6 protein-coding genes and 3 pseudogenes are annotated in these 12,152 nt (G+C 57.9%); 4 read left to right on the top strand and 5 right to left on the bottom strand.

Going from position 1 to position 12,152, the window contains the following annotated elements; all coding sequences use genetic code 11:
- Positions 1 to 967 precede the first annotated feature (967 nt).
- The 3 pseudogenes from CVM73_RS19245 to CVM73_RS19235 all read left to right on the top strand — a co-directional run.
- A pseudogene (locus tag CVM73_RS19245) lies at positions 968 to 1,381 on the top strand (IS5/IS1182 family transposase); the annotation flags it as partial.
- An 8-nt stretch (positions 1,382 to 1,389) separates the two neighbouring features.
- Positions 1,390 to 2,486 (top strand): annotated as a pseudogene (locus CVM73_RS19240) (IS110 family RNA-guided transposase).
- A gap of 281 nt (positions 2,487 to 2,767) precedes the next feature.
- Positions 2,768 to 3,255, top strand: a pseudogene (locus CVM73_RS19235) (transposase); the annotation flags it as partial.
- A 126-nt stretch (positions 3,256 to 3,381) separates the two neighbouring features.
- Here the strand turns inward: CVM73_RS19235 and CVM73_RS19230 are convergent.
- A complete protein-coding gene (locus tag CVM73_RS19230; protein WP_100233470.1) occupies positions 3,382 to 5,637 on the bottom strand; it encodes a hypothetical protein in 2,256 nt (751 codons plus the stop codon).
- 960 nt (positions 5,638 to 6,597) lie between these two features.
- Here CVM73_RS19230 and CVM73_RS19220 point away from each other — a divergent pair.
- Complete coding sequence (locus CVM73_RS19220) at positions 6,598 to 6,927, top strand: IS1096 element passenger TnpR family protein (protein ID WP_158237586.1); 330 nt, start codon at positions 6,598 to 6,600, stop codon at positions 6,925 to 6,927.
- Positions 6,928 to 7,686: 759 nt separating this feature from the next.
- On the opposite strand, the gene CVM73_RS19210 is transcribed toward CVM73_RS19220, so the two are convergent.
- The 4 genes from CVM73_RS19210 to CVM73_RS19195 all read right to left on the bottom strand — a co-directional run bounded on the left by CVM73_RS19210 (position 7,687) and on the right by CVM73_RS19195 (position 12,124).
- On the bottom strand, positions 7,687 to 9,024 hold the full coding sequence (locus tag CVM73_RS19210; protein WP_100233468.1) for a glutamine synthetase: 1,338 nt from the start codon (positions 9,022 to 9,024) through the stop codon (positions 7,687 to 7,689).
- On the bottom strand, positions 9,024 to 10,310 hold the full coding sequence (locus tag CVM73_RS19205; RefSeq protein WP_100233467.1) for an ATP-grasp domain-containing protein: 1,287 nt from the start codon (positions 10,308 to 10,310) through the stop codon (positions 9,024 to 9,026). The genes CVM73_RS19210 and CVM73_RS19205 overlap by 1 nt, the downstream gene beginning before the upstream one ends.
- Positions 10,307 to 11,209, bottom strand: coding sequence for a DMT family transporter (locus CVM73_RS19200; RefSeq protein WP_100233466.1), 903 nt, complete (start codon positions 11,207 to 11,209; stop codon positions 10,307 to 10,309). The genes CVM73_RS19205 and CVM73_RS19200 overlap by 4 nt, the downstream gene beginning before the upstream one ends.
- A 129-nt stretch (positions 11,210 to 11,338) precedes the next feature.
- The gene (locus CVM73_RS19195) at positions 11,339 to 12,124 is read right to left on the bottom strand and encodes a gamma-glutamyl-gamma-aminobutyrate hydrolase family protein (protein WP_245452356.1); all 786 of its coding nucleotides are present in this window, start codon (positions 12,122 to 12,124) and stop codon (positions 11,339 to 11,341) included.
- Positions 12,125 to 12,152: the final 28 nt, after the last annotated feature.

Raw genomic sequence — 12,152 nt, 5'->3', positions numbered from 1 at the left:
ATGATGAAGCACGAGTTGCTGCTTGCGCGAACGATACGCACGCCCTGGGTATAAGAGTCTATCAGCTCCTGCCCGCAGGAACGCTGGACCACAACGATTCGGGCCACGCCGTAGAGTTCGGCAACTATTATGCCGTAGCCATCAAAGCGGACCTGGATCGCGAGCTGGTAAGGGAGTAGCGCGGCTTAAGGCTATTCCGGAGGATGCACTCGGCAGTTCCTAGACGAACTGCCAAACTTAGGTCGGCCGCAAAACACCTCCCACTAATTCTCGACAATCATGATTTAACAAAATCAGTGGTAGATGCTTTGTACACTCGCATTCCGCACGATATCCCGAGGACGGTTCTGCGCGATGAGGTCGTGCGGCTTGAGGGCAATCCTTTTCGCATCGCCGCGAGCGCCGCATTTCTCGCTCTCTCATGAAATTAATGGACCCAAGGTGATTGGGACCTCTTCCCTGGCGGCATTCAGAGCGGCGTGCGAACCGCGTACTAGTCAGCACCGATCTACGCCATCCTCGTCTTGGCGGCGGCGGCTAAGCCATCGTCTGGTCGCGCTGCCCCCATTGATGCTGCGCCTCGCGTCCTGCGTGGCTCCGCGGCTCGGCTACAGCGTCGCGCATCACGGACCTCTTCGGCCCGTCCTTCTGAGCATACTCAACTTTGCCCTCCCTCTTGAAGAAGTCATTAGTGCGAATGGAAATGGTGCCGTTCGTTGCTAGCATTACCTAGTCGTTCGTGAACAAGGGTTTAAGCGATTGAGCGGGAGTCTGTTTTTCGGCCGAGTGGGCGTTTGAGATTGCAAGGATTTGGAGCTCAAGTCCGACAAACCTTGCGATTTTCTTGTGGCGGTTTGGACTCCGATCCTGCAATCCGAGTCCGAGGGGTCTGCCCTCATCTCTTGCGCAGCAAGGCTGCTCGGAAGATGGTCTACATACTCAACCTCCTGCTTCGCGCCGTCATGGCGCACATACCACGGTGCAGCCGAAGCCCATCACCTTTCCGACCGATGCCGAGCTGCTGCATGCGGCCGTCAAAGGCCTCAATCGCCTGGCGAGAAGGCACGGGGTCAGGCTCCGGCAATCCTATGCTCGCGTGGACAAGGCCGCCGCGATGATGGCTTCCCGCTACGCTCACGCCAAACAGTTCAGGCGGCATCAGCAACAGTTGCGCATCCTGCGTAGCAGGCTCGGCCGGATCATTCGCGACATCCCCCGCAACATCGAGGGCCAGCCGGCACTGGAGGAGGCCTTCGCCCTTCCGCTCGGCCGGGCCGCGCAGATTCGTTCGCAGCAGCGCCAGCGCGGCTGGAAGCTTTATTCCTTCCATGATCCGGAGGTGGAGTGCATCGGCAAAGCCAAGGCCGCCGCGCCTTACGAGTTAATGGCATGGACCACGCCCGCTCTCAGCGGCAAGGTAGAGCCACAGCAAGAGGAGCGCAAACCACGTCCCATACGAACATTGTCACGATCGGTATCGACCTGGGCAAGAACACATTCCATGTGGTGGGATTTGATACCACGGGTGCAATTATCCTACGCAAGAAGCAATCGAGAAATCAGCTTGAGCAGTCGCTGGCGAATGTTCCGGCCTGCCTGATCGGAATGGAGGCTTGTGCAGGAGCACGCCACCTGGGGCGCAAGCTGGAGAAGATAGGCCATCAAGCACGGCTCTTGCCGGCACAGTATGTGAAGCCATATCTCAAAGGCCACAAGAATGACTTCCGTGATGCCGAAGCCATTGCCGAGGCCGTTCAGCGCCCGACCATGCGCTTTGTCCCGTTGAAATCGGCCGAACAACTGGATTTGCAGGCGCTGCACAGAGTTCGCAGTCGATTGGTGACGCAAAGAACCGCGGTCATCAATCAAATCAGAGGTTTTTTGCTTGAGCGAGGGCTGCCGGTCCGACAAGGAGCGGCAGCGCTCCGATTGGCACTTCCTCAGATTCTCTCAGCGCCAAAAGATAACTTATCACCTCGAGTGATCCAGCTAATTCAAGACTTGGCCGAGGACTGGCGCTATCTCGACCGACGGGTCGCGTCAATGACGAACGAAATCGACGAACTCGCTGATCGAGATCCACACTGTCGCCGCTTAATGAGTGCGCCCGGCGTCGGGCCGATCATCTCAAGCGCGATGGTCGCCGCCATCGGAACCGGTGATGCCTTCCATAAGGGCCGGGACTTTGCCGCATGGCTTGGTCTGGTACCGAAGCAAATCTCGACCGGTGAACCATCCTCGGGCGCATATCGAGGCGCGGTAATCGGTACCTGCGGACGCTGTTCATTCAAGGTGCCAGAGCCGTACTTCTGCAGCGTCAGAGTTGGCCGCGGCATGGCTTCGGAGCCTGGTTGGAGGCAGCGTCCAAGCGGCTCCACTCTAATGTCTTGGTTGTTGCCCTAGCCGCAAAACTCGCGCGCATGGCCTGGAGCATGCTCACAAAGGGCCGTGACTACGACGCCAGCCTCTTGGGCCGCAGCGCATGAGAAACAGGGCCGGAAAGGAAGATCCAAGGTCCGGTCGGAAGGCACAATAACCCGCCGAGGTTTGCGAGACGGAAAGGACGAACGGAGAAACGGTTCCACCGACACTTCTGAAGCCTGGTTCGACTCCATGGCCCTTCTTGAGGCCGGCGAGTTATTGAGGACAGAAGTGGGCGGATATCCATGATGGCTCGGGGCAACAGCCCCAAAGTGAAGCCGGATAGATTGGCGCAAACCGCTTCATCCCTTTGTCGATTCCTCTTGCAACGCGGGCGTGGTCCATAGATGTGAAGGCCTCCGTCGTCACCAACAATCGCCGCGCTCCGGGCGGCCTGTTCGTGCTGCACGCGAGCGCAATGCCCGACAATCCGTATGATGGCGCCCCCCTGCGGGAGTCATCGAGCGCACCGAGACGCTCACCGGCTGTCCGATCGAGCGGGCCTATGTCGACAAGGGGTACCGCGGCCACGATGCCCAAACTCACCGTCGCGTCTTCATCTCCCGCCAGAAGCGCAGCGTCTTCGCTGTCATCAAGCGCGAGCTGCGCCGTCGCTCTGCCATCGAGCCCATCATCGGGCACATGAAGGCCGAAGGCGACTTCCGCCGCGGCTACCTCTAAAGGCCGCGCCGGCGACGCCGCCAATGTCGTCCTCTCAGCCGTCGGCCACAACTTCCGACGCACCTCGCCTGGCTCAAGAACTCTTGGGCCTCTTCCTGGAGTTGCTAATAGCGAACGCTTGCCACTCCAATACAGCTCAATCCGGCTTCTTAACTCAGGAGTTGGAGCCTGTGGAGCCCAAGGTGCGGTTCATTCGGCCACTGGATCCGGATGCGAAGAAGACCGATGCCGTACCACAAGCGGCACTCTATCGTGTCGTTTAACTAGTCTCGTATCGAGTCACCTGCGCGCCCCGCGCTCCGCTCCGGCAAACGGATGCCCTGGATAGCCGCTAAAAGAAGAACCTAACAGGGACTTGCAGAACGCAGGCGTGAGCTTGCCGCGATGGATCACGACGTTTTCGTGACCCGTTGCAGCTCGAGCGTTCTGCCAGAGGCGGTTGTAGCCGCGCTGTTCGTTGGATTTCACGTGGCAAGCGGCGAATTCGGCGTCATCCAATGTCGTTAACTGCCACGCATAGACCGGCCGCTTCGTATGGATGTGCACCCACATCGGATTCACCGTACCATTGCGCAGTGGCGTAGGCTGCAGCTTGATCTCGAACAGCGTTCCTGGCTCGCCCTTCAACGCGCGCGGTGACTCCAAGGGAGCCAACTCCTCGGCCGCCTGCAACCGTTCGAGGTACTTCTGCGAGGGAAACGCATAAGTCTTCATGCAATCGATCTCGATCGAAGCCTTTCGCGCCTTCCAAGCATGTGCCTGCCCCTGAACCTCCGACAACATCGCCTTGAGGCGGACTATTTTGTCGTGCACTTCGGGCAGTTGCATAGGCGTGAGTAGGCCGCGTCGGCGAGGTTCGTCCAGCGCGGCTACGCAGGCCTCAATCTCCGCAGATTGGCTCTGCAGCCGCTCAACCACGATATCCACGACGTGGTCGGCATCTTCGGGCTTCATGTGGCGCGCTTGCGAAATGGCTCTTTGCTCGCTGCGCAGATCGAATTGCAAGAGTTCGTCCAATCGCGCGAGCAGGCGCGTCAGTGTCTCCTTCGATGGCGGAGCCTGCCATATTGCCAAGTGTTCCCTCGCCGACGATGACATCCTCGTATGCGCCTCTTCCGCGCTCGCGAGTTTCTTCGTGCCCAGATCCGAGAGCACAATAACCTTGGTGGTTCGAGCCGTGTCGGCTTCGGGCCTAGCGAGCTGCGGCTCGGGCTGCCCGGCGGCCGAACTCCCCGCACCTCCGGCCTGCCCCCGCTTGCCCTTCCCTTTCCTGCGCGTTGGACTGCCTTCGGCCACCGGGTCCTTGCCGGCAGCGTCGGCCGGCAACGCAAGGGCAGCCTCCGTTGGCGCGGCAATGATGGCTGGTGTCTTCGGCTGCACTGCTAGGAGGCGCATGACCTCATGGGCAGTGACCCACGCTCCTTCCACGATCTGATCCAACAGATCCAACGGAAGCTCGGGACTTGCTCCCTTATGCCTTAGCTCGGCAACCATGTTGGGCAACGCCGACGCAAATTCCGATAGCCGCTCCATGACCCCTTCCAGAACGGCGCAGTGCTCTGCGTCGAGGGCTTGTCCTTTGCTGTGCAGAACAGCGTCGCCCGTTGAGAGGAATGCCGGAACAACATCGCCCATGAAGGTTCCGAGTAGACGTGCCCGACCGTTCTCATCCAAGAGGATTTGCCTGACAGCCGGGTCGAGCCTGCTCGCATGCGACTCAATCATGACCCGCGCGAGAAGGACCTGCGATTGCAGATGCACGCACCTCGTATTCAGTGCCCAGCCGGTATGCAGCCGTAGTGTCGCCTGTTCGGTCTGTTGCATTTCGGCCGTTGCACTTGGCAAGCTGGCAGTGGCTGCGCAGACGGACTGCATCCGTTCAGAGCGCAATGCCTTCTTTTCCCACCACTCCGTGCAGGCCAAATAGTGTTTCGCCACACTGGAAGCCGCTCGGATCAGCTGGTCGGGCGGAGCATTGGATTGGCGCATCCGCTCGAGTATCTTTCCCGCATGCTCCCTACTCTTCTCCAAGGCGTAGATAGTCGGTTCGGCCAGCGCGTTGCATTCGTTCCCCGCACCCAGAGTCCGGTCACGAATTCGGCGAGCCTGATTTTCGGACAGAATGCTGCGCGCCACATCTGGAGACAGGCTCGCGTAGTAGTCCAGAACTGCTGCGCCTGCTTTGACAACCTGATCGATCAGCTCTTGCGCCTCAGACGAGCTCTGAGCGCCCATGGCAGCACTGTGGCAAGCATCAAGTTCCTCAAGTAGGCCGTCCATATTTTGTTTCGCTGCATTGATCCCCTCACCGCTTGAGGAAATGGGGACAGCCACACCCGAACCTGAGGGCACGCTCGCGAGCGTCGCCATTCTATCTTCAGGCGCTAAGCACATTCGCTCCAAGACGGAGTTGAAAACTCGGTGGCCTTCCGCAGGGACAGAATTTGGTTCCGAATGCGCACTGCTCGATCCCGACGTGCTGTCGGCTCCTGCAGCCCCAACGTGCGGTTCGCCAGGTCGGCCAATGCCCGTCATGTTCTATCCTCCTACGGTCAACAATGCGCAGCGTCCCTGGATAGGCCGCCTGGCTGACGGTTGGCTGACGAAGGATGCTCTCCGGATGCTCAACCCGCTGTCCGAGTTCCAATTTCATGGAAGCTGTTGTGGTGCTGAGGCAGCAATATGGGATGGTGCGGGATCGTCGATTGTAGCGCCTGTCCGCATTCCGTTGCCTCACCGTGACCAGTATGGAAATGTGCGCTGCCAGAAATAGCCCTGCCAAAGTCATTCCCAAATACCGAAAGCCGTCGAGCATGGCGAACCGCAGGGTCGATTTTCAGACTTTCGGCAGCAGCAAAGCTCTTACTTACCGGGAGGAGATGCTATTGTTCGACCAAAGGGTTTCGGATCAACAATGCGTAGATCTGGCTCGATGTGGAACGTTCCGTCAAGACTCCCTCTTCTTCTCGCGTTCGAGGAGCAGAACCTACGTTGCGCAAGTCTTTTTCAGAATAGGACCTCGCTGAGGATGTTGCCCAGTTAAGTGCACTTGGAATAACAGCGCAGTGAGCGTGCCAAGCACGCCGACCGCCAATCCGATATCGGCGAACCTACCGTCGGCCCGTCTCGAAACAGCAGAAGCGTGAGAATCGGTTCCACCACCACAATTGCTCCCACGATATCGCGATATGCAGATAATTTCGAGCTGCATGTATCCCAGTGCATATCCGAAGACGAGAAGGATACCGCCGAATGGTATCAGCAGAAACATCGACAAAAGCGTTGTCAGGTCCCCGCCGGCCTTTCCAAACTGCTTTGAGGCAATCAACGCTGCGAAAGCGCTACTCCAAAGAAAATGGCGCCAACCGCTCAATCTTCAATGCTGAACTCATCGCCTGACGTATCGAAAGCGCTATCAAGGTGGTTTCCAATCAATGGACTGCATCTCCTGGCTGCCTTGGACAGCTCGGCCGTCGATCTACACGATGCATGCACATGATCCGAGGCTGGCGGCATGAGCCTGAACACGACCGCGGTCCGGATCAAGGTGACCTCAAGGATGTGAAACCGGAGGTGACGCGATGCCTGGTCGTGCCGCTCACGCTGCGCCTTGATCGGCTGCATCTGACGCTTCAGGCGGCGTTTGGCTGGACGAACAGCCATCTCTTCGAGCTCCTGGCCGGCGAAGGACGTCGTGGTATCTGGTCCCGAAGGACATTTTGGCAATCAGCCCATCGATGCATCGCAAGACTCGGCTCTTCAAAAATCGTTCAGGAGACCGGCGCGACGACGATCCATTATCTCTATGACTTCGGTGACAGCTGAGACCAAGTGATCAAACTCGAAAAACGGTTCGACACCACGACGATAGAGGGACTTCCCTCCTGCTCGAGGACGTCGGCGGTGTGCCCGGCTAAGCGGAATACCTCGATGCCAGCGGCGACCCTACTCATCTGGAACATGAAAATATGCGCCTTTGGGGCCCGCACAGTTCGATCCCAACGTCGACGGCCCGAAGACGCTCGAGGCCGCCGTCAGCGCATTGTCCAAGATTTGGAAGCCGCGGCGTGGCGGCACGCGGCTCAAATAGATGTCAAGCATCAATCATCAAAAGGGCCGCAGAGCTACGCTTACAGTTCGCTTACCGGTCTGGCAAGCCAAGTTGGCGACGAAGAGGCGAAGGACTTCAGCTCGCTCACTTCAGCCGGAGTGAGTTTCCGGCTGACGGACCGCAGCGCTTGTCTTGCCGCTTTGGGACCAACCCAGGCAAGCGCGCGCACGCTGGACGGCTTGCGAGGGATAGGTGCCAACCGGGCGCATGCTTGAGCTCCACCATCTGCTTGCCGATGTAAAGCTCACGAAAAGGACCGGACGTTAGATATAATCTAGCATCCCAACGTAGCAATCGCGATTGCTGCCACAGAGCAGATAACAGCAGACCTCCTCAGCGTTCCCGAGGTCCTCACTTAACGAGTAACGCACATTTGCTCTGTATGAAGTCCAGCATCAGCGGAACAGGCAGCCGCAATAATGCGACCGACACCGGCCAGAGGAATGAAGTTCGGAACTGTCGAAGAGCTCAAGCTAAATGATCTCGAAGTATCTCCGACGTTCAAAGTCGGTGACCCGATGTTGAACGGCTTCCCACTCCCAACGGCGCGAGCAAGAAAACGCGTCAACAAACCTTTCTCCGAAGACATCACTTGCCGCTGCAGACTCTGAAAACCGAGAAGTTGCCTCTGATAGGCTTTGAGGCAGTCTCGCGGACGGCCGACACATTTCCGCGCTTGCATCACCGACGATCGAAGCCGGTAGTGCCGGGCCTGTCTCGACACCCAATATTCCCGAACCAATCGCACATGCGAGCGCGAGATATGGGTTCAGGTCTGCGCCAGGCAGCCTATACTCCAGGCGATGGGCAGATGGCTCTCCCGGAATGACGCGAACCGCGCAGGAGCGGTTGTCAACTCCCCAGGTTGGACAGATTGGTGCCCAGCAGCCAGGTACCAATCTCTTGTAGCTGTTGAAGTTCGGCGCAGCGAGCACGCAGAACTCATTCATATATTCTAGTTGTCCGGCGATGAATTGCCTCATAAGCTTCGAGACGTTGCCGAACGCATCATTGTCGTAAAACGCATTCTGACTATCCGAGGACATCGAAATGTGAATATGCCCGGACTGGCCGGGCCATTCCTCGGAAACCTTGGCCATAAATGTAGCCATCATGCCTCGCGTTTGCGCCCAGGCCTTTATCATCGACTTGAATATGGTTGCTCGATCGGCAGCTTCCAGCGCGTCACAATGACGAAGTGACGCTTCGACCACGCCCGGTCCCGTTTCAAAGTGCAGTCCGCTGAGAGGTATTTTAGCCTTGTCACAAAGCGCCAATATCTCATCAAACAGCTCATGTTGCGCGACAGAGCGCGCAATTGAGTAGCCGAACGGGCCGCGAGTTAAAGGAGCCCATTCGCCGAACGGCTTTTCTTCAATCGTGTCTGCGTTCTCCTTAAACAGCATGAATTCAAACTCGAACCCGGCAGTGCAGTCGTATCCGTGTTCAGCAGCCCTTCGCAGAACCTTACGCAGAACACCGCGCGGGCAGATGTTCTCATGTGCGCCCGTGAATTCCGCGAGGTAGAGATATTGATCGCCGAGATGAGACACCGAACGGCCGGTGCCTGACAGAATACGCAGGTCAGCATCTCCGAACGCTGATAACGGCTTTTGCGTGAAACTGGCTGGAATGACTCGGTCCGTGCAATCCCACGCCAGCACCGCTTCAGAGAACTTGATAACTTTATCTCCATCCGAGAGATCTTCACCCAAGACGTGTTTGCCTCGCAGAACGCCATCGAAGTCGCTTACGCCGACCATCGCCGCGCGGGCTGAATTCGCTCCGGTCAACCTGGGATCAGTTGGCATTAGTCGCGGTCCTGCATCACTAAATCGAACACCTGGTCCATCCGCATTGCTCGCAACTTGCGATAGTCATTCTCAAGCTGAGTCAAGTCGCTATTCACGAGATAAACGATGCCTGGTGTGGACGCCAAGTCGATCGTGGGAACTAGCTCTTGACCAATCGGAACGAATGCAATGGCATCCGCGAAGCTCGGGAGCTTGCGGATTGCTTCGAGTCCCGGGTAACCGGCAACGACACCGCCCATATCTGAGATGAGCGAGACGCAAAGTGCGTGAGCCTGCCGCTTGTAGGGCCCGCGCAGCCTCATATGTTCACTAAAGCCCTTGGGATCTGCGTAACGCCAGGCCGTCAGGGTCATATGGTTGTGCCCCAACGCCATCGTTCGTGCTTTTGCCGACATGGTCCCTTGAAGCCTCGCTCCGAAGTCCACCAGAACCGGTCCCCGATCATCGACGATGATCTCAGCGTGAGCCGGTCCGTCGACGATCTGTAGTGCCTTCAATGCGCGCACCAAGTAGTCGGACAGTTCCTGAACGATTGGTTCGCTGCCGTCCAACAATCTCTCAAGCGAGCAGACCGATGATGCCCTCTCAATAGGAACCGTGTCATAGGTCCAGGCCTCCGTAACGAAGGCTTCCCCGTCGATCGAGACGGCATTTACCGTGTATTGCTGGCCGTTTATTTTTTCTTGCCCAAGGGCAAAACGATTCAACGCTCCGACGCGGTTCGTCTTCCCGACAATTACGCTTAGCGCCCGCTGAATATCAGCCTCTGTCGAGCAAAAGAATACATCTTCGGTACCCGTACTGTTCAGAGGCTTGATCACGATTTGATCGTACTTCGCTTCACGCTTCCAGCTCGCGATCTCTACAGGACTGTCGGACACGACTTGTCTGATCGCTCGCACGCCGGCAAAGGTCAGCGCGCAAGACAATCGCGCTTTGTCACGCCGAGCAGCGGATAGCGCGGTCCCATTTGATGGTAAGCCAAGCCGCTCCGACAGAGAATCAGCGAGTTCAACTCCGGTCTCGCAGCCCGCGATAACGAACTCCAATTCCCGGCCATGGAGAGCCTGAAGCTGATATTCAACGATGTCGTCATACCCCATGCCCTCGCTGGGGCGAATGACTTCATCATACAGATCCGCATTGAAATGCGATTGGAATATGGGCGGAATCTGTGCAGCCGACATCACATGCACCGTTCCAATTCCATAGCGCTTGAACTCTTCCGGTAGGTATCGGCCGGTAGAGTATGCGTCTACGATTACACAGTTCCGTTCTTTCATGCGGACCTCCGATACTGCAAGTAGATGTTGCCGACAGCAACAGCCGTAATGAGAACATTTCCAATGAACGTATGTGACGAAGGCACGATGCGAGAATCGAAGTACTGGAACAGGAAGGTGATGATAGGGGCGGTGGACAGGACCATGTTGACGGTGAAGGGCTCAACGTGCCGAATGCCCTGCTGGATCAAGAGCAAAGGAATAAGGATCGTCGACAGCCCAATTGCTGCGATCGCAAACCAATGCTGCGAGATCTCAGGCAAGATAGATGAATGATCGACCAGTCCCAGCAGCAAGAGAATCGTTCCATAAAAGCGATGCGCCAGGACTTGTCGGCCGGAAAACCCACGGTCGAAGAGCAGTTTGACAAGTATATTTGTAAGGGCCAGCGATAGGCCGGCCACGATTGCCAAGACGATGCCAAAGGACGATCGAGCCCCCCACTCCACGCCCGCGTTGCCGCTGGCCGAGATCCAAATCATGTAAGTTCCGATCGTTGCGATCGTAACGCTCACGACAATATCGGATGCTGGAGGGGCACCCTGGCGCCTGATCAGCGCGTTTAACCACACTGTTGCGGTAGGCCCCAGCGCCACCATGAAGGCGACGACGATCGCGGGTTCTGCGTATTTCAGTCCGACAAATAAGCCGATCCAGCTGATTGCTGTCACAACATTGAGCGCGACGAAGACCAGGAGCGACCATTTCGCCACCGTTGCCCCGGCTCCCTCGTGGCGAGCCAGGAGATTGAACATCAGACAAACCACAGCGAAGGACAGCAGGAGCGCGACGAACACATCCGCTTGCTGAAAATACGACGCCGCATAGACCTCGCCTGCCGCGCTCACCACGACATAAAGCGCCACAAAGAAAACTCCCAGAGCGAAGCGATTCGCCAATCGTCCAGTCTTCCTTTGCCCACGAGGCGGCGCACGTCCCTCGCAGGGCCGGACGCGTGCGTCGGCTCCGAGGAAGTGTCCTTTCGACGTACACGGACCACGTTTGGTTCGAAATGTCACAATCAGCCTCTAGTTCTTCTTAGTTCGGTAGTATCCAACACACGCCTCTCCAAATGCCTTGAACAGTTGCTTGCTGAGGAGATCGGTTGAGACGTGCCATTCAGGGTGCCATTGCACACCGATTTGCAGCGTCGGGGCGCCAATGACCGAAGCCGCCTCGACCAAACCGTCAGGCGCCCACGCCTCCCGCCTCAGCGCCGGCGCCAGCGCCTCGATTCCTTGATTGTGCAGCGAGTTGACTTGCGCTTCGATCGTCCGCGCGATTGGAAAGAGCGCGCCATCGGAACATATTCTGACGCTGTGCGCGGCGTCGTACTGACGGTCTCTTGGACGATCTGGCTTCTCGGCATGCATCGCGCCACTTTCCGGCCTCCACTCCGCAAGCGATGAGCGGAGCGTGCCGCCGAAATAGACGTTGAGCTCCTGAAGCCCACGGCAGATGCCCAGAATAGGCATTCCGAGCGCGATGGCGCTCTCTATAGTTACGGCAGAGAGCCTGTCCCGCGGACGGTCAAGGATCCCAACCTCAACGTCCTGCCGATCAGCCTCCGTCAGGGACGCAGGCGCTCTCAGGACGGCGGGGTCGATGTTCGATTCATCACCTGTCAACACCAGGCCGTCGAGCCGGCTCATGATCGCCGGTGCGACCTCCTCCCTAGCTTCTTCGGCGTCGACCGTCGGCAATATGACGCAAGCCACTCCCGCATGACGATGAAGTGCCTGCAAGTACTTGCGCCGCAACCAGTCGCGATGCACACCATCGACCAGAACACGGTTCGAAGTGACGCCGACCACGGCTCGGGTGCTCTCTGGCCGTAGCAAC

Source organism: Bradyrhizobium forestalis, from assembly GCF_002795245.1.
GTDB lineage: Bacteria > Pseudomonadota > Alphaproteobacteria > Rhizobiales > Xanthobacteraceae > Bradyrhizobium > Bradyrhizobium forestalis.
This window is presented reverse-complemented; position numbering and strand designations above follow the sequence as displayed.

Coding starts and splice junctions, on each gene's coding strand:
- CVM73_RS19220 (WP_158237586.1), top strand. CDS start 6,598: ATGATCCGAGGCTGGCGGCATGAGCCTGAACACGACCGCGGTCCGGAT.
- CVM73_RS19210 (WP_100233468.1), bottom strand. CDS start 9,024: ATGCCAACTGATCCCAGGTTGACCGGAGCGAATTCAGCCCGCGCGGCG.
- CVM73_RS19230 (WP_100233470.1), bottom strand. CDS start 5,637: ATGACGGGCATTGGCCGACCTGGCGAACCGCACGTTGGGGCTGCAGGA.
- CVM73_RS19205 (WP_100233467.1), bottom strand. CDS start 10,310: ATGAAAGAACGGAACTGTGTAATCGTAGACGCATACTCTACCGGCCGA.